This is a genomic window from Qipengyuania marisflavi, from assembly GCF_005884405.1.
GTDB lineage: Bacteria > Pseudomonadota > Alphaproteobacteria > Sphingomonadales > Sphingomonadaceae > Qipengyuania > Qipengyuania marisflavi.
In genome coordinates, this window is the sequence record NZ_VCAO01000002.1 from 214019 (window position 1) to 239680 (window position 25662).

General features: G+C 62.7%; 27 protein-coding genes and 1 pseudogene. 10 read left to right on the forward strand and 18 right to left on the reverse strand.

Going from position 1 to position 25662, the window contains the following annotated elements:
• Positions 1–119: 119 nt before the first annotated feature.
• Together FEV51_RS05560 and FEV51_RS05565 are read left to right on the forward strand one after the other, a co-directional pair.
• Positions 120–1583, forward strand: coding sequence for a DNA recombination protein RmuC (locus FEV51_RS05560; protein ID WP_138616785.1), 1464 nt, complete (start codon positions 120–122; stop codon positions 1581–1583).
• Positions 1584–1913: 330 nt separating this feature from the next.
• Positions 1914–2216 carry a hypothetical protein gene (locus FEV51_RS05565; RefSeq protein ID WP_138616787.1) on the forward strand — a complete coding sequence of 101 codons (303 nt, stop codon included), beginning with the start codon at positions 1914–1916 and terminating at the stop codon, positions 2214–2216.
• Between the two features lie 44 nt (positions 2217–2260).
• Here FEV51_RS05565 and FEV51_RS05570 read toward each other — a convergent pair whose 3' ends face one another.
• The 7 genes from FEV51_RS05570 to FEV51_RS05600 form a co-directional block, all read right to left on the reverse strand.
• Positions 2261–3055 carry a TrmH family RNA methyltransferase gene (locus tag FEV51_RS05570; RefSeq protein ID WP_171033049.1) on the reverse strand — a complete coding sequence of 265 codons (795 nt, stop codon included), beginning with the start codon at positions 3053–3055 and terminating at the stop codon, positions 2261–2263.
• A 22-nt stretch (positions 3056–3077) separates the two neighbouring features.
• A complete protein-coding gene (locus FEV51_RS05575) occupies positions 3078–3356 on the reverse strand; it encodes an HPr family phosphocarrier protein (RefSeq protein ID WP_138616789.1) in 279 nt (92 codons plus the stop codon).
• A complete protein-coding gene (locus FEV51_RS05580) occupies positions 3353–3781 on the reverse strand; it encodes a PTS sugar transporter subunit IIA (RefSeq protein WP_138616791.1) in 429 nt (142 codons plus the stop codon). Before FEV51_RS05580 ends, FEV51_RS05575 begins: the two co-directional genes overlap by 4 nt.
• Before the next feature lie 69 nt (positions 3782–3850).
• Positions 3851–4765 carry an RNase adapter RapZ gene (gene rapZ / locus FEV51_RS05585; protein ID WP_138616793.1) on the reverse strand — a complete coding sequence of 305 codons (915 nt, stop codon included), beginning with the start codon at positions 4763–4765 and terminating at the stop codon, positions 3851–3853.
• Complete coding sequence (locus tag FEV51_RS05590) at positions 4762–5223, reverse strand: HPr kinase/phosphorylase (protein WP_246034456.1); 462 nt, start codon at positions 5221–5223, stop codon at positions 4762–4764. The genes rapZ and FEV51_RS05590 overlap by 4 nt, the downstream gene beginning before the upstream one ends.
• Positions 5220–6797 carry a sensor histidine kinase gene (locus FEV51_RS05595; RefSeq protein ID WP_171033059.1) on the reverse strand — a complete coding sequence of 526 codons (1578 nt, stop codon included), beginning with the start codon at positions 6795–6797 and terminating at the stop codon, positions 5220–5222. Before FEV51_RS05595 ends, FEV51_RS05590 begins: the two co-directional genes overlap by 4 nt.
• 7 nt (positions 6798–6804) lie before the next feature.
• Positions 6805–7557 carry a response regulator transcription factor gene (locus FEV51_RS05600; RefSeq protein WP_138616797.1) on the reverse strand — a complete coding sequence of 251 codons (753 nt, stop codon included), beginning with the start codon at positions 7555–7557 and terminating at the stop codon, positions 6805–6807.
• Positions 7558–7689: 132 nt separating this feature from the next.
• Here FEV51_RS05600 and FEV51_RS05605 point away from each other — a divergent pair, with 132 nt between their 5' ends.
• The 3 genes and pseudogenes from FEV51_RS05605 (at position 7690) to FEV51_RS13435 (ending at position 11232) form a co-directional block, all read left to right on the forward strand.
• The gene (locus FEV51_RS05605) at positions 7690–9339 is read left to right on the forward strand and encodes a phosphoenolpyruvate carboxykinase (RefSeq protein WP_138616799.1); all 1650 of its coding nucleotides are present in this window, start codon (positions 7690–7692) and stop codon (positions 9337–9339) included.
• Between the two features lie 119 nt (positions 9340–9458).
• Positions 9459–9971, forward strand: a complete 513-nt coding sequence (locus FEV51_RS05610) for a DUF937 domain-containing protein (RefSeq protein ID WP_138616801.1) — start codon at positions 9459–9461, stop codon at positions 9969–9971.
• 202 nt (positions 9972–10173) lie between these two features.
• Positions 10174–11232, forward strand: a pseudogene (locus FEV51_RS13435) (caspase family protein).
• 10 nt (positions 11233–11242) lie between these two features.
• Here the strand turns inward: FEV51_RS13435 and FEV51_RS05625 are convergent.
• The 3 genes from FEV51_RS05625 to FEV51_RS05635 all read right to left on the reverse strand — a co-directional run bounded on the left by FEV51_RS05625 (position 11243) and on the right by FEV51_RS05635 (position 14069).
• Entirely contained in the window at positions 11243–11749 is a 507-nt protein-coding gene (locus FEV51_RS05625; protein WP_246034457.1) for a DUF421 domain-containing protein, read from the reverse strand.
• A 26-nt stretch (positions 11750–11775) separates the two neighbouring features.
• Positions 11776–13629, reverse strand: a complete 1854-nt coding sequence (locus tag FEV51_RS05630) for a DUF885 domain-containing protein (RefSeq protein WP_138616809.1) — start codon at positions 13627–13629, stop codon at positions 11776–11778.
• 65 nt (positions 13630–13694) lie between these two features.
• Positions 13695–14069, reverse strand: a complete 375-nt coding sequence (locus FEV51_RS05635) for a DUF3597 domain-containing protein (protein WP_138616811.1) — start codon at positions 14067–14069, stop codon at positions 13695–13697.
• A gap of 147 nt (positions 14070–14216) precedes the next feature.
• Between FEV51_RS05635 and FEV51_RS05640 the strand changes: the two genes are divergently transcribed.
• Complete coding sequence (locus FEV51_RS05640; protein ID WP_138616813.1) at positions 14217–14426, forward strand: hypothetical protein; 210 nt, start codon at positions 14217–14219, stop codon at positions 14424–14426.
• Positions 14427–14435: 9 nt separating this feature from the next.
• Here the strand turns inward: FEV51_RS05640 and FEV51_RS05645 are convergent, their stop codons facing one another.
• Positions 14436–15116 (reverse strand): energy transducer TonB, encoded by a 681-nt coding sequence (locus FEV51_RS05645; protein WP_138616815.1) that lies wholly within the window; start codon positions 15114–15116, stop codon positions 14436–14438.
• Positions 15117–15291: 175 nt separating this feature from the next.
• Complete coding sequence (locus tag FEV51_RS05650; protein WP_138616817.1) at positions 15292–15948, reverse strand: alpha/beta hydrolase; 657 nt, start codon at positions 15946–15948, stop codon at positions 15292–15294.
• Between the two features lie 192 nt (positions 15949–16140).
• On the opposite strand from FEV51_RS05650, the gene FEV51_RS05655 reads away from it, so the two are divergent.
• The 3 genes from FEV51_RS05655 to FEV51_RS05665 are packed head-to-tail and all read left to right on the forward strand — an operon-like array spanning position 16141 to position 18538.
• The gene (locus FEV51_RS05655; RefSeq protein ID WP_246034477.1) at positions 16141–17139 is read left to right on the forward strand and encodes a cysteine desulfurase family protein; all 999 of its coding nucleotides are present in this window, start codon (positions 16141–16143) and stop codon (positions 17137–17139) included.
• Positions 17136–18212 (forward strand): cysteine desulfurase family protein, encoded by a 1077-nt coding sequence (locus tag FEV51_RS05660; RefSeq protein ID WP_138616819.1) that lies wholly within the window; start codon positions 17136–17138, stop codon positions 18210–18212. The genes FEV51_RS05655 and FEV51_RS05660 overlap by 4 nt, the downstream gene beginning before the upstream one ends.
• The gene (locus FEV51_RS05665) at positions 18206–18538 is read left to right on the forward strand and encodes a 2Fe-2S iron-sulfur cluster-binding protein (RefSeq protein ID WP_425466600.1); all 333 of its coding nucleotides are present in this window, start codon (positions 18206–18208) and stop codon (positions 18536–18538) included. Before FEV51_RS05660 ends, FEV51_RS05665 begins: the two co-directional genes overlap by 7 nt.
• Here the strand turns inward: FEV51_RS05665 and FEV51_RS05670 are convergent.
• Both FEV51_RS05670 and FEV51_RS05675 read right to left on the reverse strand, forming a co-directional pair.
• Positions 18535–19536 (reverse strand): DUF4349 domain-containing protein, encoded by a 1002-nt coding sequence (locus FEV51_RS05670; protein ID WP_138616823.1) that lies wholly within the window; start codon positions 19534–19536, stop codon positions 18535–18537. The genes FEV51_RS05665 and FEV51_RS05670 overlap by 4 nt on opposite strands.
• A 219-nt stretch (positions 19537–19755) precedes the next feature.
• Positions 19756–20322, reverse strand: a complete 567-nt coding sequence (locus FEV51_RS05675) for a type 1 glutamine amidotransferase domain-containing protein (protein WP_138616825.1) — start codon at positions 20320–20322, stop codon at positions 19756–19758.
• 99 nt (positions 20323–20421) lie between these two features.
• Here FEV51_RS05675 and parC point away from each other — a divergent pair, with 99 nt between their 5' ends.
• Positions 20422–22716 (forward strand): DNA topoisomerase IV subunit A, encoded by a 2295-nt coding sequence (gene parC / locus FEV51_RS05680; protein WP_138616827.1) that lies wholly within the window; start codon positions 20422–20424, stop codon positions 22714–22716.
• A 22-nt stretch (positions 22717–22738) separates the two neighbouring features.
• On the opposite strand, the gene FEV51_RS05685 is transcribed toward parC, so the two are convergent.
• From FEV51_RS05685 to FEV51_RS05700, 4 genes are read right to left on the reverse strand one after another with little or no spacing between them, the layout of a single operon-like run.
• Positions 22739–23917: a CCA tRNA nucleotidyltransferase gene (locus FEV51_RS05685; protein ID WP_138616829.1), complete on the reverse strand. Its 1179-nt coding sequence runs from the start codon at positions 23915–23917 to the stop codon at positions 22739–22741.
• The gene (locus FEV51_RS05690; RefSeq protein WP_138616831.1) at positions 23910–24515 is read right to left on the reverse strand and encodes a CoA pyrophosphatase; all 606 of its coding nucleotides are present in this window, start codon (positions 24513–24515) and stop codon (positions 23910–23912) included. Before FEV51_RS05690 ends, FEV51_RS05685 begins: the two co-directional genes overlap by 8 nt.
• Positions 24512–25060: a DUF1285 domain-containing protein gene (locus FEV51_RS05695; protein WP_138616833.1), complete on the reverse strand. Its 549-nt coding sequence runs from the start codon at positions 25058–25060 to the stop codon at positions 24512–24514. The genes FEV51_RS05690 and FEV51_RS05695 overlap by 4 nt, the downstream gene beginning before the upstream one ends.
• Before the next feature lie 28 nt (positions 25061–25088).
• Complete coding sequence (locus FEV51_RS05700) at positions 25089–25631, reverse strand: GNAT family N-acetyltransferase (RefSeq protein WP_138616835.1); 543 nt, start codon at positions 25629–25631, stop codon at positions 25089–25091.
• Positions 25632–25662: the final 31 nt, after the last annotated feature.

Below are 25662 nucleotides of genomic sequence, written 5' to 3' on the forward strand. Positions count from 1 at the left end.
ATCGCTGTCAATTAGGCGCTAGTCCGCAAAACAAACCTGCTCAGTACCGAGAAAACGGATGTGGGAAAGATGTTTTCCAGACTCTGGCGTTCCGCATCCGTTCCGCCTAACATGGCGCGATGGATCCCACTGTATTTGCCCTCATCGCCATTGTCCTCGGCCTCGCCATCGGGGCTGCGCTCGGCTGGTTCTTCGGCTCGCGCCCCGTTGCCGACTGGAAGGCGCGACACGACGAACGCGATGCCGAGGCGCGCGGACTGGACGAAAAGTTTCGCAAAGCTATCGTTGACCTCGAAAACGCGACTGTGCGCGCCGGTCGGGCCGATGATCTTGAGCAGAGGCTCGAGCTCTTGCGGGCCGAACATGGCGAGGCCAGTGTAAAGTTGGCACAATTGCGCAGTGAAATGACGGAACGGGAAAAGGCGCAGAACGCGCGCATCGCAGACCGCGAACTGCAGTTCGAACGTGAGTTGAAACGGCTGGTCGATGCAGAGGAAAAGCTGCAGGCCAAGTTCGGCGAGATCGGGGAAAGGATGCTTGAAGGCGCACGCACCCGCTTTCTGGAAGGGGCGGGCACCCATCTGAGCGCGCTGGGCAAGGAAAGCCTCGATCAATTGGAAAAGAAGGTCGGCCCGGTGGGCGAAACGCTGGAACGTTATCGCAAGCGGGTGGAGGAACTCGAAAAGAATCGCGTGACCGATTTCGAACAGCTCAAAGGCGTGATCGGTGAAGTGCGAGCCGGTCAGGAGCGAGTGATGGAAGGCGCACACCGCCTCACCACCACGCTGCGCGGCGCCACCAAGGCGCGGGGCGACTGGGGCGAATTACAACTGGAAAACCTGCTTGAGAGCTGCGGCCTATACGACAAGGCCGACTTCGATTTTCAAGCGAGCGTGCGGGGCGAAACGGGCAATATCCTGCGCCCCGACGCAGTGATCAACATCCCCGGTGGACGGCGGCTGGTTGTGGACGTGAAGAACGTATTTAACACCTATGCCCGGGCCAATGAAGCGGACAGCGAGGACGAGCGCCAGACGCTGCTCAAGGCCCATGCCCGCGAATTGCGCACGCATATCGAAGATCTTTCTTCGAAACGATATCAGGATCATGTTGCCGGATCGGCGGATTTCGTAGTGATGTTCGTACCCGGTGAACACGTCCTTTATGCGGCCATCACGCAAGACAATGGCCTGCTGGAATTTGCGCTGCAACGGCGGATCGTTCTGTCCAGTCCGCTGAACTTCATGTCGATCGCACTCACCGTCAGCACGGTCTGGCGACAGGCAGGTGAACAAGCCGACGCGCGAGAGATCGCGCAGCTCGGTAAGGAACTTTACGACCGACTTGGCGTGGTGGCGGGGCATCTTGCTTTGATGCGCAAGAATCTGGCTTCTACCAATCAGCATTTTGACAAGTTGGTGGGCAGCTTCGACACCAATCTGCGCCGTACTGGGGAACGCTTCGAGACGCTCAGTATCGACACCTCGGCGCAGGATATCACCGAAGTCCTGCCGCTTAATACGCAGCCAAGACAACTCATGAATTTCGATACAGCTGGTTCGGAAGACGAAGCCTCTGCCTGATGGCAGAGGGAAAAGGTGATAACCGCCGAAACCGCGCCATTTAGTGGGTGCGTGTGTCTGGCAATTTCGATTTGACTCGTTCGTATATGGGTGTGCAGGAGATTGCTCGCATTGCCTGCCCACCCAGCACACTTTCCTACACGCGGCAATTCTGCTCCATGCTGGCCGGTGCCCAAATCTCCCGCTCACCGCTGCCGCTGTCGGCCGACGTTTTTTCATCCCGTCCCGCTGCGCGGGCGCGCGGACGGGTGGAGCGAACTTCGGCAATGCGGATTTCTTGCGCAGCTCTATTTCACCGGCTCGGTCACGGCGGCGGCGCGCAGCGTGCAAATGTCACGCGAAAGCGCGTACCGCCTGCGCTCCCGATGCGGAGCGGAAGGGTTTGCGGCGGCATGGGACCGGGTGCTGACGCCGCCCGGATCGGGACGGATCAGGGCCCCCAGACCCGATTTTCGGAAGGTCACGAACGAAGCGCTGCTGCGGCGTCTTGAAACCGGGCTGGTCCAGCCGGTCATCTATCAGGGGAAGATGACGAATATGCGCCGAAAAGCCGACAATTTCGCGCTTTTCCGGCTATTGCGGCGCGGCGCGGTGATCGCTCGACTGGCGGGGCCAGAAGGCTGGGACCAGTGAGAAGAAAGTTTTTTAGAACCCCCCGGTCGGTGGTCCACCGCGCCCTAAAGGCCCGCCAGCACTTCATAGCCCAGCACCGCCGCAGCGACGGCGGCGTTCAGGCTGTCGGCGCGGCCTTTCATGGGCATGGTGACCCGCAGGTCGCAGGCCAGTTCGTAATCCTCGGGCAGGCCGCGCGATTCGTTGCCGACCATGACGAAGCACGGCGCGGTGTAGGGGGCGCTGCGATAGGGTTGGGCGTCGCGCAGGCTGGCGGCGACCAGCTGGCCTGCGCCGCTGCGCAGCCAGGGGTGGAATTCGTCCCAGCTGGCCTGGGCGATGGTCTGGGTGAACACTGCGCCCATGCTGGCGCGCACTGCCTCCACGCTGAAGGGATCGGCGCAATCGTCGATCAGGATCAGCCCGCCCGCACCGATGGCGTCACCCGTGCGCAGCATGGTGCCCAGATTGCCGGGATCGCGCACCGCCTGCCCGACCAGCCAGATATCGGCGGCGCTGCGGTCCAGACTGGCCAGCGATGTGTCGAATTCAGCGAACACGCCTGCCACCGCCTGCGGGTTGTCCTTGCCGGTGATCTTGGAGAGGATGTCGGGCGCGGTCTCGATAATCTCGCCGCCCGCAGCGGCAACCTCGGCTTCCAGCTCGGCCAGCAGCGGATGCGGATCGCGGGTGGTGGCCAGCACCAGCACCTCTGGGATGTGGCCGCACTCGCGGGCATCGGTCAGCAGCCGCAGCCCTTCGGCGAGGAATTTGCCCTCGCGCTTGCGGTGCTTCTTGTCGCGCAGCTGGCGCAGCGCCTTGACTGTGGGGTTGGAGAAACCGGTAATCTGGCGGCGCATCTCTATCGCTCCGGCTGCGCGGTCATGGTTCGCCGAACCCGTCCTCGACCATGGCGGACAAATCCGCGAGCACGCTGTCGCCATTGGCGCCGGTTACGATGATGTCGATTGTGTCGCCCTTCGCCGCGCCCAGCATCATCAGCCCGAGGATCGAACCGCCGCCCGCCTCATTCGCACCTTTGGCCACGCGGACCTCGGTGCCCTCTGGCAATTCGGATACGGCATTGACGAATTTGGCGCTGGCACGGGCGTGCAGCCCGCGTTGGTTGACCACGGTGAGCGTGCGGCGATGTTCGCTCAAGACGCTTTCTTCCGTGCCGAATCCAGATCCTGCCCGAGAAATTCCGAAGCGACGGTGATATAATTGCGCCCGGCGGTCTGCGCGGCGTGCACGGCATCGACGACGCTCATCGTCTTGCGCGTGCCCGCCAGCCGGATCAGCATCGGCAAATTGATCCCGGCGATCACTTCGATCCGCCCGGTGTCGAGCAGCGAAATCGCCAGATTGGACGGGGTGCCGCCGAACAGATCGGTCAGGATGATCGCGCCGTCACCGGTATCGACCGCAGCGATGGCATCGGCAATTTCCTGTCGCCGCTGCTCCATATCGTCATTGGGACCGATGCAGATGGTGGCGATTCCATCCTGCTTGCCGACCACATGTTCCATCGCATCGATGAAGTGTTCGGCCAGCTTGCCGTGGGTGACAAGGATCATGCCTATCATGAAGGGGTTCCGATTGCGGCCATCGAAGGATTGTTTGCCTGGCTTTCGACCATTGTTGCGCTCCGGGAATCAGCGGCGTTCGAGCGGGTCGGCGGGGCGGGTTCCCAGATTGCGGTGAATAACAGTGGGCGAAAAACCAGCCTCGCGCAAGACCTGCGCTGCACGCTCGGCCGAGTAGACCGAGCGGTGCCTGCCGCCGGTGCAGCCAAAGGCGATGTTCAGATAGCTGCGCCCCTGCGCGGCGTAATGCGGAATTAGCGTGCGGATCAGATCGGCGATGCGGTCGAATGACGGGGCAAAAGCGGGGTCGCGCCGGATGTGTGCGCCCACCGCATCATCCAGCCCGGTCTGCTCGCGCAGCTCCGCAATCCAGTGCGGATTGTCGAGAAACCGCATATCGAACAGCAGATCGGCCAGCGGCGGCATCCCGCGCGAAAAGCCGAAGCTGGAGACGGTGACGGTCATCTCGCGCGCGGCGGTATCGGCGAATTGTTCGCGCACAACCTGTTGCAGCTGGTTGCTGGCGAAATCGCTGCTGTCGATAACATTGTCGGCCCAGCTGCGCAGCGGGTCGAGCAATTCGCGTTCGGCCTTGATGCCCTCCAGAACGGGGCGTTCCCGCGCCATCGGATGCGGCCTGCGGGTTTCGTTATAGCGCCGCTCGATCTCGCCGCTGGCGCAGTCGAGAAACAGCGTCTCCAGCTCGACATCGCTCTGCGCGGCCAGCTGGCTGCACAGAGTGATGATCTCGTCCGGGACAAAGCCGCGGGTGCGCGAATCGAAGCCGATGGCGAGCGGGGCGGGTTGCACCGCCTTGCCGCCGACCATCCCGCCCAGCAGGCGCACCGGGAAATTGTCGATGGTCTCCCACCCCAGATCCTCCAGCACCTGCAGCGTAGTGGTCTTGCCCGCGCCGGACAGGCCGGTGACGAGCAGGATACGCTGGCGGGCAGACGGGTTCTCGGAAGGCGCATCGCTGGTCATACGGCGCCTTCCTGCGCGCTTTTCACCGCCACGGGGAGGGGGAGGCCATGAATTTGCAGCGCGTGTTCGGCGCGCAGCGCCTGCGCCGCATCGCCGGGGGCGAACGGCAGTGCAGGAATTGCAACGCCGCAGATCTCCCGCGCCGCCAATTCCAGCGGGAAACGCGGCGCTGCCGGATCGAGCGTCAGGACCAGCGCAATTGGCGCTTCGGTGGTTGGCATTCTGGCGATCCCAACATTGCGAATTTCGATCAGTCCGGCGGTGTTGGGCGGGGGGGTGGCCCAGACTGCGCCGCCGCGCAGCGCTGTGCTCACCGCATCGTCACCGATCAAAACCGCGCCGCGATCAATCAGCGCCAGAGCCAGCGCCGATTTCCCGCTGCCCGGCGCTCCTTCAATTAGCAAAGCGCGGCCTGAGATGGCGACGCCGGTGACATTGGCCAGCACGGCTGCGTTCACAGCGGAGCCTTGGGCATGACGGGCAGGTCCAGCTGAAGACACGCGCCCGCCGCGCCATCGCTGCGGGTGGTGGCGAACAGGCGGCCGTCATGCGCCTCGGCAATGGTACGCGCGATGGCGAGACCAAGACCTGAGTGATTGCCGAAATCCTCACCCGTCGGACGGTCGGAGTGGAAGCGGCTAAACACTTTCTCGCGCTTGTCTTCGGGGATGCCCGGACCCTCGTCGCAGACGGTCAGCGTCAGCGAGCTCTCGCCAGTGGCCAGAGTGACATCAATGGTCCCGTCAGGCGGCGAGAAGGATACCGCATTGTCGAGCAGGTTTTCGATCACACGCTCCAGCCGCAAAGCGACCCCCAGAACCCGCTCCGGCTGTCCTTGTGCTGAGACAACAATCTGGCGGCCCTCGTTCTCGCCCCGCTCGTCACGGCTGGTCACGATATTGCGCACCAGTGCGGCAATATCGACCGGTTCGAATTCGGTTCGCGACAGTTCGGCATCGATGCGGCTGGCTTCGGAAATCTCGGAAACCAGCCGGTCGATCCGGCGGACGTCATGGGTGGCGATGGCGAGCAATTGGGCGCGCAGTTCGGGGTCTTCGACCTTGGCCAGCGATTCGGTTGCGCTGCGCAGGCTGGCGAGCGGGTTCTTGATCTCGTGCGCGACATCGGCAGCGAAGCTTTCGACCGCGTCAATGCGGTGCCTCAGCGCGCCGGTCATGTCCGAGAATGCGCGCGCCAGCATCCCGATCTCATCTCGCCGGTCGGGCAGGCGGGGCACCTCCACCTGACGGTCACGCCCCTGGCGCACGCGCACTGCCGCCTGCACCAGCTGGCGCAGTGGCTGCACAATAGTGCGCGCCAGAAACAGCGAGAGCAGCGTGGAGACGAGCAGCGCGAGCAGCGCCACCACAGCCACCGTGGTCCGCGCATCGCGCACGCTTTGGGTGATATCGACCGGGTTGCGGGTCAGTAGCAGGGTCTCGCCATCCAGCCCCACGGGAGCAGCGGCGTTGATGACATGCGTACCATCGGGCGCATCGCGCAGCACGATCTGCGTCAGGCTTTCCTCTCTCGCCCGCCCAAGCTCGGGCCATTGGTCAATATTGTCGGGTTGCGGTTCGCGGTAGTCGGGCAGCAGCGGCGCCCCAACGATGCGATCGAACCAGCGGTCGAGTGTCAGCGAAAACGAATCGCTGGCGGCAGCATCCGATCCAGCGAGTGTGTAGCTGGGCGGGGCCAGCGCGAAACTGTCTGCCGTCTTAACGCCATCGGCGGCGTAAATCCTCAGCCGCAGCCGCTGTTCCTTACCGATCTGGATCAGCAGCGCATCCTGCCGTTGCGGCGTCGCCCCGGCCAGCGCCTCCGCCGTGATCTGCGCCTCGACCAGCGCCAGCTTGAAACGTTCATCGAGCAGTTGCTTGCGATAACTGTCGAGATAGATGACCCCGCCACCCAGCAGCACCAGCGGCAGCACATTGACGAACAATATGCGGCTGGTGAGCGAGAGCCGCCGCGACCAGCGCAGCTTGTCGAGGCGAGGGTCACCTCTGAGGACGCTGCCGCGTTCGGACATCGGCCCGTCAGCCGTCGGTAAAGCTGTAACCGGCGCCATAAAGCGTTTCGATGGCGCCGAATTGAGGGTCCACACTGCGGAACTTGCGCCGCATCCGTTTGACGTGGCTGTCGACAGTGCGGTCATCGACAAAGACATCGTCGGGATAGGCCGCATCCATCAACTGGTTGCGGCTCTTGATCACGCCGGGCCGGGCAGCCAGCGCCTCCAGCAACAGGAATTCGGTAACGGTCAGCGACACCGGAATATCGGCCCATGTCACCTGATGCCGCGACGGGTCCATCCGCAGCCGTCCGCGTTCGATCACCTCGCCCACCGGATCATCCACGATTTCGTCGGCGGGGAAGGGACGCAGGGCATCGCTGCGGCGCAGGATGGCGCGGATACGGGCGAGCAACAGGCGCAGGCTGAACGGTTTGGCGATGTAATCGTCCGCGCCCATTTCAAAACCGGCCTGTTCGTCTTCCTCGTGATCCTTGCTGGTCAGGAAGATTACCGGCAGCGGTGAATGCTCGCGCAGACGGCGCAGCAATTCCATCCCGTCCATCTTGGGCATCTTGATATCGAAAATGGCCAGGTCAGGCGGGTTTTGCAACAAGGCGGCCAGCGCCGTCTCTCCATCGGAATAGACGCGCGTGGAATAGCCTTCCGCCTGCAAAGCTATGGAAACGGTGGTCAGGATGTTGCGGTCATCATCGACCAGCGCGATGACCATACGGTCGGCGTCGAGAGTCTCCGCCTGCGGGTGTTCGCTTTCCATGGATACTGCCTATCGCGTTTGCCGGGCCAAAACAACGCGCTGACTGTCCTGCAGGTGGATAATGGCCCTGGCGGCGGTTTGACGCGGCTTGCAGGCACGACTATGCGCAGCAGTGAAGTCCGGTGCATTCGTATGCGCCGACGCGATTCCATCAAAAATGCCTTCGCGCGCTGGAGATTTTCCGTGACCGTTCCCCTTTCCCATTCGCTGACCGACCAGGGCATCGATACCGATGCCACCATCCATTCCAATCTGTCGTCGCGTGAATTGACCGACGCAGCGCTGGCCAATGACGAGGGCAAGCTTGCCAAGGGTGGCCCGCTGGTCGTCGAAACCGGCAAGCACACCGGACGCAGCGCGAAGGACAAATTCATCGTCCGCGATGCCGAAACCGAAAACTCGGTGTGGTGGGATAACAACGCGTCGATGACGCCTGACCATTTCGCGGCGCTGGAAGAAGACTTCATGGCGGCGCTGGCCGAGAAGTCGAAGCTGTATGTCGCCGATCTGTTTGGCGGATCGCAGCCGGAATACCGGGTTAATGTCCGCGTTATCAACGAACTGGCATGGCACAATCAGTTCATCCGCACGCTGCTGGTCCGCCCGACCGAGGAAGAGCTGGCCGACTTCACGCCTGAATACACCATCGTCGACCTGCCCAGCTTTCAGGCTGATCCAGCCCGGCATGGCACGCGCGGAGAGACTGTGATCGCAGTCAATCTGTCGAAGAAACTGATCCTGATCGGCGGCACCAAATATGCAGGCGAAATGAAAAAAAGCGTGTTCGGCATCCTCAATTACCTGCTTCCGCCGCAGGGTGTGATGCCGATGCATTGTAGTGCGAACATCAGCCCCGCTGGTGAAACCGCCGTGTTCTTCGGCCTGTCGGGAACGGGCAAGACCACGCTGTCCGCCGATGCCAGCCGCACGTTGATCGGAGATGACGAACATGGCTGGTCCGACACGGCGGTGTTCAATTTTGAAGGCGGCTGTTACGCCAAGATGATCCGGCTCTCGCCCGAGGCAGAGCCCGAAATTTTCGCCACCACCAAGATGTCCGGCACGGTGCTGGAAAACGTGGTGATGGACGAAGACGGCGTCATTGATCTGGACGATAACAGCCTGGCTGAGAACACGCGCGGGGCCTATCCGCTCAGCTCGATCCCGAACACTTCTGACGAGAATATGGGGCCGGTCCCTTCCAATGTGATCATGCTGACCGCCGATGCGTTTGGCGTGCTGCCTCCGATTGCGCGGCTGACGCCCGATCAGGCGATGTATCACTTCCTGTCCGGCTACACCGCCAAGGTTGCGGGTACGGAAATCGGCGTGACCGAACCGCAGGCCACTTTCAGCACCTGTTTCGGTGCGCCCTTCATGCCGCGCCATCCCAGCGTTTACGGCAATTTGCTGAAAGAGCGGATCGCCAAGGGCCAAGTGTCATGCTGGCTGGTCAACACTGGCTGGACCGGCGGCAAATATGGCGTGGGCCAGCGGATGCCGATCAAGGCAACCCGCGCGCTGCTCAACGCTGCGCTCGACGGCAGCCTGAACGATGCGGAATTCCGCAAGGACCCCAATTTTGGCTTTGAAGTCCCCGTGGCGGTTCAGGGCGTCGACAGCGCGATTCTAGATCCGCGCACTACGTGGAGTGATGCGGACGAATATGACCGCACGGCGCAAAAGCTGGTGAATCTGTTCATCGACAATTTCGCGCCCTTTGCCGAGCACGTCGATCAGGGTGTGCGCGATGCCGCACCCACGGCATCGGTCGCTGCCTGACACCAGCCGGTCTTGAAGTTGGAGAGGAGAGCCCCCGGCCGGGAAACCGGACCGGGGGCCTTTCGTTGGTAGTCTGAGACGGCCGCGATTTTCCGCGGCTGCCAATCGGAGAATTGACGATGAACCTGGCCCAGACCCTTCAGCAAGACGGCGTTTTCGACAGCATGGCGCGTGAACTCAATATTGACCCGCAGACGGCACAGTCCGCAGCCGGGGCCTTGCTCCCCGCGATTGTGGCAGGGCTGGGGCGCAGCCATGTCGGCGCAGGCGGATCACGCACTGCGGCGGGCGGCGGACTGGGCGATTTGCTCGGCGGTGTGCTGGGCGGCGGTGCAGGCGGCGGCGGAATGGGCGGCGGCTTGCTCGAACAGGTATTGGGCGGCAGCCCGACGCCGAAGCAGCCCGGCAATGACATCCTCGGCCAGATTTTCGGCAGCAAAGATGTGAGCCGCGGCGTGGCTGAGGAAGTGTCCGGTTCGACCGGCATCCCTGCAACATTGCTCAAACAAATGCTCCCGATGCTCGCGATGGCGGTGGTCGGTCACATGATGAAGGGCAAGGGCGGCGCGATGGGCGGTGCGCTTGGCGGCATCCTTGGTCAGGTCGTCACCGGCATGATGCGCGGGCGGTAATACTGACAGGCGGCGCGCGGCCTATTCGGTTGCTGCGCCGCCGTCATCATCCTGCATCCCACGGCACCACCTACTGCGAGCGCAGCAATTGGCGCAAGAACCATGCTTGTGATAGGCCTCACACTGGGTCTTTGTGGGGATGATTATCCTGCTTCGAGTGATGATTGCGGTGATTGCCGTATTTGGTTTGCTCTCACCCGGAATGGCAGAGGCGCGCAAAGTTGCCCTGATTATCGGCAATTCCGATTATGAATTCGCCAGCCCATTGAGGAATCCCAAGAACGATGTCGCGTTGATCGCGGAGGCGGCGCGTGAGGCCAATTTCGATGAAGTAATCGTGGTTGAGAATTTGGGGTCCGACGCCTTCGAGATCGCCTTGCGCCAGTTTGCCACCACTTCCGACGGGGCCGATGTGGCGATGGTCTATTACGCGGGTCACGGCATAGAGGGGCGGGGCGAGAACTGGTTGATCCCGGTGGACGCCAAATTGCTGTCCGACCGCGATCTGAAATTCGAAGTGATCGAGCTCGATATGGTGGTCGAAAGCATGGCGGGCGCGCAGGTCCGCATGGTGATCCTCGATGCGTGCCGCAACAGTCCCTTCGGGCAAAAATGGAAAAGCGGGACTCGCGCGGTCAGCCGCGGGCTCGCGGGCGTTTAGGCGGATGATGTCATCGTGATTTATGCGGCTGCACCGGGCCAGACTGCGGCTGATGGGGCAGGCGGAAATTCGCCCTTCGCCAAGTCGCTGGCGAGCCGTCTGCCCCAGGCCGATCTGCCGCTGCAATTGCTGGGCGGGTCAGTACGCGATGACGTGCTGGGCGCGACCGGCGGAGACCAGCGCCCGTTCGTCAGCGCCAGCGTCACCGGCACACCGATTTATCTGGTCCCCCGCAGCCTGCGCGAAGGGGTGCCCGGTGCGCCACTGCGCTATATGGTCGACAATATCGTGATCACCTGCATCAAGCGGACCGAGAAATTCGGCGAGGACGAGATCTATTTGCGCGTCAACAATGGCGAACGGCTGCCCGAGGGTGAGGGATCGAAATTCGATATTGGCAATGGTGAAAGCTGGGTGGTCGACCAACCGTTTTCATCCGTCGCCCCGATCAGCCTGACCGTTATGGAGGATGATCCGATTGGCGATCATGATGTTATCGGCATCATCGAAACCGGCACTGTAAAAGGCAGCTTCACCAAGACCCTGCTCTATGATGCGGGCGAGTACACCGTGAGCTATAACGTGCGTATCGGAACCTGATTGCAGCGCGTCAGGTGGTCTTGTCGCGTACGCTTTGGGTCAGCCGTTTGTCCGGCTGGGTATCGCCGTGCAGCACTGACACATCGCCGGTGGTCTCCAGCACCACGGCGCTGACCTTGCTGAGGTCAAGCGCGTTGGCTTCGCGCAACTTGGCGTAAAGATCGGATTCTGCCACGCGGGTTTTCGCCAGTGCCTTGTGACAGATCTTGCCATCTTTCATCAGCAGGACCGGTTCGTTCTGCATCAGCTTTTCAGCCGTATCCGATGCCCGGCGCAGGCGCGCGGCAAGGTTCTGGAACACGAACAGCCCGGTCATCGCGGCCAGGGCTTGCCACACGCCGGTCCATTCGCTGGCCTGCGCTGCACCGGCCACCAGTGACCCCATTGCGATGGTCATCACGAAGTCGAAATTCGTCATTTTCGACAGGGATCGCAGCCCGTTTACGCGAATGAGGAAAACGACAAACAGCAGCGCAGCCACGCTCAGGACAAAGCCCCGCGCAACCGCATCCAGCACCGGATCAGCGATGAAGAAAATTCGCTCTACCCTTCGCTGCGCGCGATATAGCGGTCAACATTGCGCGCCATTACGTCCAGCGGGGCATTGCCGCCCAGAATGACCGCATCGTTGAACGCCTTGAAGTCATAGGCATCGCCCAAATCCGATTGCGCGCGGGCGCGCTGGCGGACGATTTCGGAATGTCCGACCTTGTAGCCGCAGGCCTGACCCGGCCAGCTGCAATAGCGGTCGACTTCGCTGGCCACCTCTTCAGGCTTGGAGCCATTGCGCTCCACAAAGAAGGCGCGGCCCTGTTCGCGGGTCCAGCGTTTGTGGTGCAGGCCGGTGTCGACCACCATGCGGCAGGCACGGAAGGCCAAGCTTTGCAGATAGCCCAGCCGCCCGACCTTGAATTCGTCATAAGCGCCCAGCTCGTCGGCCAGCTGCTCGCCATATAGCGCCCAGCCTTCGGAAAAGGCGTTGAAGGCCAGGATCGAGCGGATCAGCGGCAGCCGGTTGGAGTATTCGCCCTCCCAGACATGGCCGGGAATGGTCTCGTGATAGGCAAGATCGGCCAGATCATATTTGCGGTGCAGGTCGGTGCTGCCCAAGTTGATCCACATCCGGCCGGGGATCTTCCCGTCTTTGCTGCCCGCGCCGCCATAGGCGCCCGGCCCGCCGGGTTCTTCGGCCAGCGGCAGGCGGCGGATTTCCATGTTGGGATCGACCAGCGTGTTGAACGCTCGCGGCATCTGCGCCTTGATCCAGTCCACCCGCTCATGCAGGAAATCCATGATCTCCTTGCGGCCCGGATCGCCCTCGGCAAATTTGTAGCGCGGATCGGCGCTCAGCGCCTGCATCCGTTCTCCCACAGAGCCACTGGTATAGCCGATCTCGCGCAAGATCGGATCCATTTGTGCGTGTAACGCGGCCAGTTCTTCAAGGCCGCGTTCGTGCACCTCGTCCGGGCTGAGTGTGGTGGTGGTGCTGGCGCGCAATGCCCAAGCGTACCATTCATCGCCGCGCGGCTGGCTCCACATCCCCGGATCGGAATCGGCGACGCCGCGCTGGACTTTCAGTTCATCAAGCTGGCGGGTGAGGGCGGCAGTGACCGGGCCGGTGACCAGCGTTTTCGCGCCATTGGCATAGGCTTCGGGCATTCCCGCCTTGGCCAGATTTTCGCGCATGGCGGGGACAAACAGCTCTGCCGAACCGGCGCTGGCAATGGTTTGCTCCATCGCCGCGATTGCCTTGTCGAGCAGGAAATCGGGCGGCACCATGCCCATCGCGCGGGCCGCCTGCATCCGCTCAAGCTCGCCATCCAGCGCGGTGGGCAGGGCCTCCAGACGGTCAATATAGGCATCGGCATCATCGCCATTGGCCATCGGCTGCGTCGAATCGAGGAAGCGCGGCATGTCGAGAAAAGTGCCGACGTTCTGGATCACGACATAGGGCGCGTTGCGCCAGCTGCCGACCGCGACATCGCCATAGGGAAGCGCGAAGCCATCCAACGCGACGCTATAGGCGCTCTCGACCACTTCGAGGCTGGTCAGCGTATCGGCATCAAGCCCATCCTTGGGGAAGGCGCGCACTCTGCCAAGATCCTGCCGCAGCGTGGCGGCATAGGCGTCCTGCCCGCTCTGTGACTGATCCTCCAACTGGCTGCGCAGCGCGGCGTAGCGGCCAGTATCGACGCCCAGCGAGGTGGCGCGTTCAGGCTCGTGTTCGAGGAGGTTGTAAGCGACCACCTCCAGCAAGCGGTCGGCACCGATCTTCTGTGCCGCTGCAATGCCTTCGGGTCGCGGTACCGAAGCGCAGCCACTGATGGTGAGTGCAGAGGTGGCGCCAATGCCTGCGATGACCTGGCGCCGGGTGATGTCGAAGCTGGAATGAGTCATGCGCGCGGGTTTGCGGCCCGCGCGCATCACTGTCAAATAACGCTTTGATAATTGGTTCAGGTTAATCAGTCGAGAAACTGAGCAGGCACCTTGCCGCCATTCGACGCCAATTCGCGCATTACACGCTGGTGCAGCCAGACATTGTCTTCGGCCGAACCGGAATAATTGTCACGGCCCAGCTCGTTCGCCAGTGCCTTGCGCGCTTCGTAATCGGAATCGATGTTGAGCAGCTTCATCAGATCGACGATCGAGGTGCGCCAATTCAGATTGTCTGCACCGGGCATGGAATCGAGATTGTTCTCGACATCGACGACCGGCACGGCCTGCTTGTCGACGACAGGGGCATTGGCCCAGGCGTTGTTTTCACCGGGTGTGCCGGTGGTCGGGGCGTCGGCCTTTTTTCCGAAGATGGCGTCTTTGATTTTTCCGAAAATACTCATGGCAATGCTCCCATAGTGCGGCGTAACCGGAAGCGGTCGCCTCTCGCGCAATCAACGCCGGGGCGGCGGTGACGTTCCGTAACTGGCATCGGTGCAGCAAATTTCAGGGGCTATGCTAGCGCACGCCGCATCGCCTATGTGGGGCCGATGCTCAATTTCGCGCTCTCGCTCGCCGTCCTTGCTGCCTTTGCCCTGCTCGCCGGGGCTTATGTGATGTGGCGCAGGACGGGCAATGTGCAGCAGGCGGTGCTGATGGCGATCATGGCGCTGGTGGCACTGGTCAATGTCGGGATCTGGACCATTCCCGACAAGGACGGCGAAGCCCCGCTCGAAAAGCTCGAACGGGGCTCTCAGTAAGTCAGGCGCTTATTCGGGCAATTGCCACTGCACCGCGCCGTTGTACGATCCGGCGGCCGCCGCACCATCGGCACCGCGCGCTGGTTCGAAGCGGGCGCGTTTGGTGACCAGCGCACAGGTCGCCTTGTCGAGCGCATTATGTCCGGTTGATCCGGTGATCCGGCAATCGCTGACCCGGCCATTGGCGGCAATTTCCAGACGGAAGCGGGCCAGCCCAGTCAGTTCCTGCCGCGCCCAGCTGGGGCGATAGTCAGCATCGCTGAGCCAGCCTCCGGGATCGTTTTTGGGCTTGGCGGCGACCACATCGAAGGCTTTGACGCTGGGTGTCGGCTTTGGGACCATCTCGGTGCCTCGCCCAGGTTGCGGGATTGGCGGGAGCGGCGGAAAGATCACATCACTGGTGGCAACCCTCGGCTCAGGCCGCTCGAGATCAAGCTTGGGCGTGGGGACGAAGATTTTCGGCTCCATCGTGTCCGGAGTGCTTTTCGGCGTAACTTCTGGCTCCGTTTCGGGGGGCTCGGGCGGTGGTGGGAGAGTGTAGTCGGTCACTTCAAGACCCTCATCTTCTACCGCAATTATCCCGCTCACGGTCAGTCCGGCAACAAGTGCCGCTGCTATCGCAACGTGAACGGCAACCACTGCGGCCATGCTGGTGGGGGATGGTCTGCGCGACTGGTCGACATAGGCCATTGTGTTCTCCTCTTCCCTTGGGCGACCTATTCAGGCCGCCTCCTCAATTGCAATGTTACAACATTACACTTTGAAAGCAAGCGCTTTCGCGTTGCTATTTGAAATGCAAACGCCGCCAAGGCTGGCGGCGTCTGTTGTATCGGTCAGGAGGGTAGGTTGGCGCTACGCCAACGCATCACTTGATCGGGCAGGACGGATCAAGCCGGAAGTCGAGGTAATTGTCGACCGCGCCCATCAATTCCTTCTGTTCGTTTTCGAAGAAGTGGTTGGCGCGGGGGATTTCCTCGTGGTGGATCGTGATGTGCTTTTGCGTGCGCAGCTTGTCGACCAGCTTCTGCACCGCATTGGGCTGCACCACCGTATCGGCGGCCCCCTGGATGAAGATGCCCGAGGCAGGGCAGGGCGCGAGGAACGAGAAATCGTACATATTCGCCGGTGCACCGATCGAGATGAAGCCGCGAATTTCGGGGCGGCGCATCAGCAATTGCATGCCGATCAGCGAACCGAAGCTGACGCCGGCCACCCATGTTGTCTGCGCTTCGGGATGGATCTGCTGCACCCAGTCGAGCGCGGCAGCGGCATCGGACAATTCGCCGATCCCGTTGTCAAAGCTGCCCTGACTGCGTCCTACTCCGCGGAAATTGAACCGCAGCACTGCGAAACCGCGATCCACGAAGGTTTTGTACAGACTCTGCGTCATCCGTTCGTTCATGGTGCCGCCGCCTTGCGGATGCGGGTGAAGGATCATCGCCACAGGTGCGCGCGGACGCGGTGCCGGTGCGAAACGGCCTTCGAGACGGCCTTCTGGACCGGGGAATATGACTGAGGGCATCTGGGAAATCCTGCCGGAAATGTGGGGTCACGCCGCGACCGGGTGGCGTAAGCAAGGTCGCGGGCTATATAGTGCCCGCGCGCAGAATCGCAATTGTTTCGAGCACACTCACACCAGGGCCGCCCCATTCCGGAACGCATTTACCTCGATCACGCTGCCACCACCCCGCTGCGCCCCGAGGCAAAGGCGGCGATGGAAGAAGGGTTTGCGCTGTGGGCCAACCCCTCAAGCCCGCACGCCGAAGGGCGCAAGGCGCGCGAAATGTTGGAAGATGCGCGCGCGCGCTTGAAGGCTTCTCTGGGTTGGGAGGGAGAGGCGATCTTCACCAGTGGTGCCAGCGAGGCGGCGGCGCTTGCGCTTGGACACGCCAAGGCCGGTGCGCGGCTGGTCAGCGCGGTTGAACATGACGCCATCCTTCAGGCTGCACCAGAAGCCGAGCGCCTGCCAGTGCGCAGTGATGGCGCGCTGGACATGGAGATTTTGGCCGAGGCAGTGCAGCGCGAACGTCCGCTGGTTGCGGTCCAGCAGATCAATTCCGAAACCGGCAGCCGGCAGGATATCGCTGCCATCGCCAAAATAGTGCAAGCGGCGGGCGGGCTGCTTCTGGTCGATTGCGCGCAAGGGGCGGGCAAGTTTGCCGTGCCGCCATGCGATATGGCGATTGTGTCCGCCCACAAATTTGGTGGTCCGGTCGGGGTGGGGGCCTTGCTGGTCAGGGATTACGCCATGCTCAAACCCAGCGGCGGGCATGAGCGCGGCTATCGCCGGGGGACCGAGAATTTGCCCGGCGTGCTGGGCATGGCCGCTGCGCTGGAGGTGTGCGGGCATCCCTATCTCGCGCCCGAAGTGCTGGCGCCGCTGGATGCATTGGCACACGAATGCCGCCAGTTGGGCGGGACTTGGCTGGCCGACCGGCTTTCCAATCCCACGCCGCTGATCAACGCCATCGCCATGCCGGCGATGAGCGGTAGCGCGCAATTGATGCGGTTCGATATGGCGGGGATCGCGGTATCTCAGGGCAGCGCATGCTCGTCAGGCACCATGAAGCGTAGCCATGTGCTGGCGGCTATGCAGGTCGAGCCCGATGTGGCTGATCGCACGATCCGGGTCAGCACCGGCTGGAATACCTCCCGTTCAGAGGTGACGCGGTTTTGCGAAGTGTGGCTGAACATGGCACGGGTGGCAGCATGATCTACCTTGACTATCAGGCGAGCACCCCGCTGGCTCCCGAAGCCCGCGATGCGATGATGCGCTGGCTGGACGGACCCGGCGGCACCGGCTTCGCCAATCCGCACAGTTCCCACAAAATGGCGCGGCAGGCCAAGGCGGCCATCGAACTGGCGCGTGACCGCGTCGCGGCGCTGTTCCCGCCCGGCGGCCGGGTGATCTTCACCAGCGGCGCGACCGAGGCCATCAATCTGGCCATGCGGGGCAGCGGCACCGGCGGCACAGTGGCCATCTCTGCAATCGAACATTCGGCAGTGACCGACACGGCGCGCGCGCTTGGCAAATGCCACATTTTGGATGTCGATAAAGACGGGTTGTGCACTGCCACTCAGGATCTGCCGGAGGACACCCGGCTGGTCTGCGTGATGCAGGTCAATAACGAGATCGGGACGGTCCAGCCAACGCTGGAATGGCACCGCAGGGCCAAGGGTGCGAATGCGCTGTTCCTGTGCGATGCGGTCCAGTCTTTCGGCAAGATCGAAGTCACCGGCGCGGATATGATTGCCATCAGTGCGCACAAGTTTCACGGGCCGAAAGGCATCGGGGCGCTGTGGGTTCGCGACGGGCTTGACCTGGCGCAGGTGCAAACCGGCGGCGGGCAGGAGTTTGGCATCCGCTCGGGCACGCTCAGCCCGGCGCTGATCGCCGGAATGGGCGCGGCGGCAAAACTTGCCAATGAAGCGCTTGATCGGGACGTTGAACACCTCGAACAGCTCTGGACACGCGCGCGTGACCTGTTTTCCGACTGGACCGTCAACGGCAGCGAAACCGCGCGGATGCATGGCAATCTGAATATGCGCCGAGATGGTCTGGATACTTCCCGCCTGATGAGCGATTGCCGCGAAGTGATGTTCAGCGCCGGATCGGCCTGCGCCAGCGGATCGGGAAAGACCAGCCATGTGCTGCGCGGTATCGGGCTCACCGATGCGCAGGCGAAAAGCTCGATCCGGCTGGGCTTCGGGCGCTATTCCACGATCGAGGAACTGGATCAGGCAGCGGGGATCATCAATACAGCGGCGGCGGCGCAGGGATTGTGAAAGTCTGCTTCGCCAGACCTGCAGGCGATGACGTGATTGCCGATGCCGATGCGGGCGACAATCTGCTGCGCGTCGCACAGGTTGCGGGCCTGCCGCTGGAGGGGACGTGCGAAGGGCAGATGGCCTGTTCCACCTGCCATGTCATCGTGGGCAAGGAATGGTTCGCCAAGCTGCCCGACGCCAGCGAGGAAGAAGAAGACATGCTGGATCTGGCCGCTGGAGTGCAGCCGACCAGCCGTCTGTCCTGCCAGATCGTGCTCGGCGAGGAGCTGGACGGCCTCACCGTCAGCATCCCCGCCGAAAGCCACGATATGCGGGTGTCTTAGGCGCCCTGTTCCGCCTCGGCCTTGTCTGCGGGGGTCCAGCCTTCACCGATCCCGCTCGACAGCCCCATGCGCCGCCACAGGCGGACGGCCAGCCAGACCAGCAGGCCCAGCGGCAGCAGCACCGTGACCACCAGGATCAGGAAGGCGACCAGGTTGCCAAGAATCTTGCCAATGGCGCCCCAGGCGTCGCGGATCGGATCGGTGAAGCCGCCTGAACTGGGTGTCCCGGCGGAATAGGCGATTTCCATCTGGCTGAAGGCAACGCGGCTGCGCATCTCGGTCAGCCAGCTGCGTGCCTGATCGATCTCCTCATTGACCTGCGCCACGCCGCGCTCGGCCTCCACCAGTTCTGCGACAGTGCCCTTGCGGCTGCGCAGGACCTCCATCAGACGATCGCGCAAGATGCTGCGCGCGCGCAGCCGTGCCTCGGTATCGACAATCCGCTTGGACAAATCCTCACCCTCGATGGATGAGGCAATCAATTCGCCATCCGCTTTGCCAGTTGCTGCGCTCAGATCCTTGCCAAAACGGCGCGCTTCACCCGCAGCGACAGCCAGTGTCAGGCTGCCGGAGGAATAATCGCCTTCCTCGTCGACCTGCTCCATCGAGATGATCCGGCACAGATCGGGGCCTTTGTTCTCGCACATATCGGCATGGCGTTCCTGCAAGGGCTTGATGCCATCTGCGGGCAAGCGAAAGCCGTAGGAATAGCGATAGGCCACTTTCGGCATGCCGACCGGGATGGCGGGGATACCCGGGCCAGCCGTGGAGGATTCTGTGCCCATTGTGGAAGCAGGGACGCGCGCCGGCGGCGGTGGCGGCAGTTCCCGCATTGCGGACGATTCGCTGCTGGGTTCGGAAAAGGCGTAATCCGCTGGCGGGGCCATCGCGACATCCGCAGTTGTGACATATTCGGCTTGCTTCGTGTCATCGCCCGCCTCGCTGCACGCAGCGCAAAGCGCCGTGGTTGCCAGCACGCCCGACATTAAAATTCGCATCACTGTCTCCTCTTCCCAAATAACCCAACTCCCGCCGTGCCACATTGTTGCCATAATTGCGACACAAAGAAAACACATTTAGGCTTGATGTTACAACATATCGTAAATGAAATGTTAGCCACAGGCAATGGGTTTGGTGATCAGGCAGCCCCGGACGCATACTAAAAGACCCCACCGCATCGCTGCGGCAGGGCCAAAATTCTGTGTTTTGTGAGTAAGTTAGGTGGTTTCCATCTCGTGTGCCTTGGCCTTTTCGCCAAGCATCTCGATCATTGCCTTGCTGAAGGCCGGAATATCGTCAGGATTGCGGCTGGTGATCAGATTGCCATCAATAGCGACTTCGCAATCGACCACATTTGCGCCCGCATTGGTCAAATCGATGCGCAATGATGGCCAGCTGGTTACGGTCTTGCCGTTCACCAATCCGGCATCGATCAGCAGCCAGGGCGCATGGCAGATTGCCGCAATCGGCTTGTCTGCAGCACCGAATTTCTTGACGATATCGATCGCCTTATCGCTCATGCGCAAGATGTCGGGGTTCATCTGGCCGCCTGGCAGGAGCAGGCCGTCATAATCTGCGATGTCGCCAAAATCATCGACGGTCTTGTCGACAGTGACGGCCTCGCCCCAATCCTTGTCGTCCCAGCCTTTGATTTCACCGCTTTCCAGGCTCACCACAGTGGTCCGGTAACCGGCGTCTTCCAGATTGGCCTTGGGCTTCATCAGCTCCGACTGTTCGAAGCCGTTGGTGGCAAGGATCATGATGCGTTTGGTGTGGTGGCTCATAGGTAGATCTCCGTGAATTGCGTTCACCAGACCTACGTGTGGGGAAAGCGGAACGTTCCGCGTTGTTAGCCGAGCCGTGGCAGTGGTAGGGCGGACGGCATGGCTATCAAAGAACTTGATGCAGACGGCGCCGATCCCTTCGATGCAATCGTCGATGCGCCTTTCGATTCGGCGCTCAGTGAACGCTATCTGGTCTATGCGCTGTCGACCATTACTGCGCGTTCGCTGCCCGATCTGCGCGACGGGTTGAAGCCGGTCCATCGCCGCCTGCTGTGGGCGATGCGCCAGCTGAAGCTTGACCCCACCAGCGCCTTCAAGAAATCGGCCCGCGTGGTGGGCGATGTGATCGGCAAATATCACCCGCATGGTGATGCCTCGGTCTATGATGCGATGGTCCGGCTGGCGCAGGATTTTGCGCTGCGTTACCCGCTGGTCGAAGGTCAGGGGAACTTCGGCAATATCGACGGGGATAATGCCGCCGCCTATCGTTACACCGAAGCGCGCATGACCCGCACCGCCCTGCGGCTGATGGAAGGGCTGGATGCGGGTACGGTCGATTTTATCCCGACCTATAATGGCGAAGAGGAAGAGCCGGAGATTTTCCCCGGCCTGTTCCCCAATCTGCTGGCCAATGGTGCGAGCGGGATCGCGGTGGGCATGGCGACCAATATCCCCAGCCACAATGTCGCTGAAATCGTCGATGCCACTTTGGAGCTGATCGACAATCCGCATGTCGAACACGCACGGTTGATGGAGCTGTTCCACGGACCCGATTTCGCCACAGGCGGCCTGGTGGTGGACAGCCCCGAAGCCATCGCCGCGGCGTACGAAACCGGGCGCGGCAGTTTCCGCCTGCGCGGGCGCTTCCACGCCGCCGAGGTGGAGAGCGATGATGATCGCGACGCCGGGATAGAGCGGCTGGGCGCAGGCCAGTGGCAGCTGGTGATCAGCGAAATTCCGTATCAGGTCCAGAAGGGCAAGCTGATCGAACAGATCGCGCAGCTGATCGCCGATCGCAAGCTGCCGATTCTGGAGGACGTGCGCGATGAAAGCGACGAATCGATCCGCATCGTGCTGGTCCCGCGCAGCCGCAATGTCGACCCCGAACTGCTCAAGGAATCGCTCTATAAGCTGACCGATCTGGAAACCCGTTTCGGCCTTAACCTCAACGTGCTCGACGCCACACGCACGCCGATGGTTATGGGCCTCAAGGAATTGCTGGGCCACTGGACCGCCAGCCAGATCGACATATTGCAACGCCGCAGCCGCCACCGGCTGGAGCAGATCGCGCGGCGGCTTGAGCTGGTCGAAGGCTATATCATCGCCTTCCTCAACCTTGACCGGATCATCGAGATTATCCGTACCGAGGACGAGCCCAAGCCGGTGATGATGGCCGAGTTCGCGCTGACCGACCGTCAGGCAGAAGCCATCCTGAATATGCGGCTGCGGTCCCTGCGCAAGCTTGAGGAAATGGAACTGCGCAAGGAGCACGCCACGCTGCTCAAGGAACAGGAAGAGCTGAACAAGCTGCTCGACAGCCCGGCGCGGCAACGCACCCGGCTCAAGCGCGATCTGACCGCGCTGCGCAAGGAATATGGCGAGGATACCGCGCTGGGCCGCCGCCGCACCACTATTGCCGAGGCCGCGCCTGCGGTGGAATTCAGCATGGATGCGATGATCGAGAAAGAGCCGGTGACGGTCATCCTGTCACAGCGCGGCTGGATTCGCGGTGCGAAAGGGCATCTGCCGCTGGATCAGGACTGGAAGTTCAAGGAAGGCGACGGGCCGGCCTTTGTGTTGCACGCGCAGACCACCGACAAGCTGTTGCTGGCGGCGGACAATGGCCGTTTCTATACACTGGGCGCGGACAAATTGCCCGGCGCGCGCGGCTTTGGTGAACCGTTGCGCAACACGCTGGACATCGACACCGAGGCGCAGATTGCCGCGCTGGTGGTACACAGGCCGGGGCAGCGGCTGTTGCTGGTGGCCAGCACCGGCAAGGGCTTTGCCGCCGCGACCGAAACGATCCTGGCGGAAACCCGCAAGGGGCGGCAGGTCGTCAATCTGAAAGGCGAGGCGAAACTGGCCGTGGTCCGCCCGATTCCTGAGGGACACGATCATGTCGCGGTGATGGGCGACAACCGCAAGCTGGTGGTGTTCAATCTTGAGGAACTGCCCGATCTGGCGCGCGGGCAGGGCGTGGCGCTGCAGCGCTACCGCGATGGCGGGCTGGCCGATGCCACCACCTTCGCGCTGGCCGAAGGGCTGAGCTGGACGATGGGCGGCAAGGGCGACCGGACCCGCACGGAAAGCGATATGTGGCAATGGAAAGTCGCGCGCGGCGGGGCCGGGCGGATGCCGCCGCAAGGCTTCCCGCGCGACAACCATTTCTGATCGCGCCAGTTTTAGACCAGCGTTACGTTTCAGCCAAGATAGCGGCGAGCAATTCCAGCGTCCGTTCACGGCCTGGAAAATGTTCGGCGACCCAGCGTTTCTCGACCGCTTGCAAGACGCGCGCGACCTCAGGCCCTTTGCCAACTCCGCGCGCGACAATCTCGCCGCCTTTGAGCGGCAATTGCGGAATGTCCCAATCTTTCAGCGGTGCCGGGTCCGCGCCGGTCAGCAGCAGCCGGTCGGTCGCGCACTCGGCACCCTTGCCATAGGCGAGCGCGCGGGGATGCTCGCCGTCACGCATATCGCGCGCGGCAACACAGGTCAGCCGCTCGCGCTGGCTGCGCGACAGCCGCAGGCGGGCGGAAACGCTTTCGGCCACCGGCGGGATGGCGGGCAGCAGCGCGGCCAGCCGGCGCATCGCATCGGGCGCGATATCGGCTTCGCGCTCGGCGGCGATCAGCTTGCCCAACGCCTCGACCTCACGCCGTCCGCATTCGGGCAGCACGACTTGCAGCACGGTCAACGCGCGCATTTTGGCGATGGTGGGTGCCGGGTCGGGCAGCGCCAGCAAATTCTGCAATTCCCATCCCACCCGCTCCCGGCTCAGGCCCTTCAGCGCCGGGGCAAGCTCGGCACAGGCCGCGCTGGCGGTGTCGTCCCATTCGCCGCCAAAGCGTGTCTGGAAGCGGAAGAACCGCAGGATGCGCAAGTGGTCCTCGCGAATGCGGGTGCGGGCATCGCCGATAAACCGCACACGGTGCGCCGCCAGATCGTCCAGCCCGCCGAAATAGTCGGAAATTTCGCCGGTTTCCGGGTGCGCATAAAGTGCGTTGATCGTGAAATCGCGCCGCGCGGCATCCTCGCGCCAATCCTGCGAAAAAGCGATGGTGGCGCGGCGGCCATCGGTGGCGACGTCATGACGCAGCGTGGTGATCTCGACATTACCATCGGGCAGGATCGCAGTGACCGTGCCGTGGTCGATTCCAGTGGGAATGGTGCGGATGCCCGCATCCTTGCAGCGGTCGATCACGGCCGCCGGGTGGTGCCGTGTCGCCGCGTCGATGTCGTGTGCGGGATAGCCCAGCAAAGTGTCGCGCACACAGCCGCCGACCCAGCGAATCTCGTCAGCGCCCAATGCCTGCACCAGCTGCGCCAGATCCCCGCGCCGGGTCCATGCGATATCGGGCAGATGCTCAGCCATTGGCATCTTCGTCCCAATGCAACCGGCGTGACAAGTTCCAGCAGATCGCAGCGGTAACGCCCCAGATGCGGTAACCGTGCCAGTCCATTTCCAGAAAATCGCGCTGCGCACCCTTCCAGAACACCGAATTGCGGGTCCAGCGCGCATCATCCATCAGCAGCGACAGCGGACATTCAAACCAGCTTTCCACCTCGCGCGCGTCGGGCTGGATCGGCAAATCTGCGGGAACGGTCGCCAGCACCGGAGTGATGTCGAAGCCGGTGCCGGTCTGATACCTGTCGGTCGTGCCGATAATGCGCACCTGATCGGCGGCGATGCCCAGCTCCTCCTCCGCTTCGCGCAGCGCTGCGGCAATCGCATCCTCGCCGTGATCCAGCTTGCCGCCGGGGAAGGCGACTTGTCCCGGGTGATCACGCATGGTGCGCGGGCGCTGGGTCAGCAGCACGCCGGGTTCCTCGCGGTCGGTCACGGCGATCAGCACGGCGGCCTGCGCAGTGCGCGCCGCATCGGCAAAATTGGCGTCGGACAGCAAGCCGTCGACAGTCCTGTCATGACCCGCTGCGAACATTTCCGACAACCGCTCGAACAGCGCGCTCATGCAGGCAGCAGCGAAAAAGCCGCGCCGCCGCTGCGCACGGTCCAGTTATCACCCTGCGCCAGCGCGATTTGTGCCAATTGTTCATAGGTCGATCGGTTGAGCCGCGCCTCACATCCCCGGCGCACCATCACGTAAATCGCCGGTGCATCAGCATCGCCTGCCGCGCGGATCGGATTGTCCGGCCCGGCAATCACCAGCTCGTCAGTGGCCAGCCGGAACGCCAGATCACCCTCGGCCAGTTGGCAGTCGACCGCGATAAAGGCGGCATCTTCGACCGCAATCGACAGTTTCTGGAAGGGTGTGACCAGCCAGTGCTGGCCGGTATCGTCGCGGGTCAGCAGACCGGAAAATGCGCGGACCATTGCCGTGCGGGATATTGGCGAGCCTTCATGATACCAGGTGCCATCGGCGGCGATGCGCATCTGGCTGTCGGCGGATTCCTGCGGGCTCCATTGCTCGACCGGCGGCAATTTGCGCTGCGCCACCTGATCGGCAATCTGCGCCAGTGACAGTCCGGCAAGTTCGGGAGGGGGATCGTAAGGCATCGTTATGCAAGGCGATGCCAGAGCTTGGCTATTTCGCCAAGGCCTGCGTGGTTTCTTCGGTCCAGCCGCCCACCATTCCCGCGCGCGGCAGGATGGCGGGCTGGGCGCAGCGGACCAGCAGGCGTGCGGGGTCGAACGGGCCGGGACAATGCCAACCGGCGGTGTGCGCGGCTGTGAAGTCCCAGCGGCCGTAATAGTCGGGATCGCCGATCATCATCTGGGGCAGCGGAGCCGTGTCCCCTGCCGAAGCGTCAATCGCCCCTAGCGCAGCGGCCATCAGCGCCTTGCCAAAGCCTTCGCCCTGCCGACCCGGCATCACCGCGACCGGGCCGACCATCATCATCGGATGCGGGCGGCCATCGGGATCGGTCAGCGCCACGGGCCAGACCTGAATCGATCCGGCCAGATACTCCTCATCGTCCAGCACCGCGAAGCTGAGCGGCTCTAGCGGCGCAATACCTTCGCGAATCCGGTAGGCTGTGCGCGCCAATCGCCCGGTTCCAAAGGCGGCATCAAGCAGCGTTTCGATCAATGGGGCGTCAACGGCAGACAGGGGGACAAGGGTGGCCATGCGGCGCGCCGATTAGGTGGGTGCGCGCGCA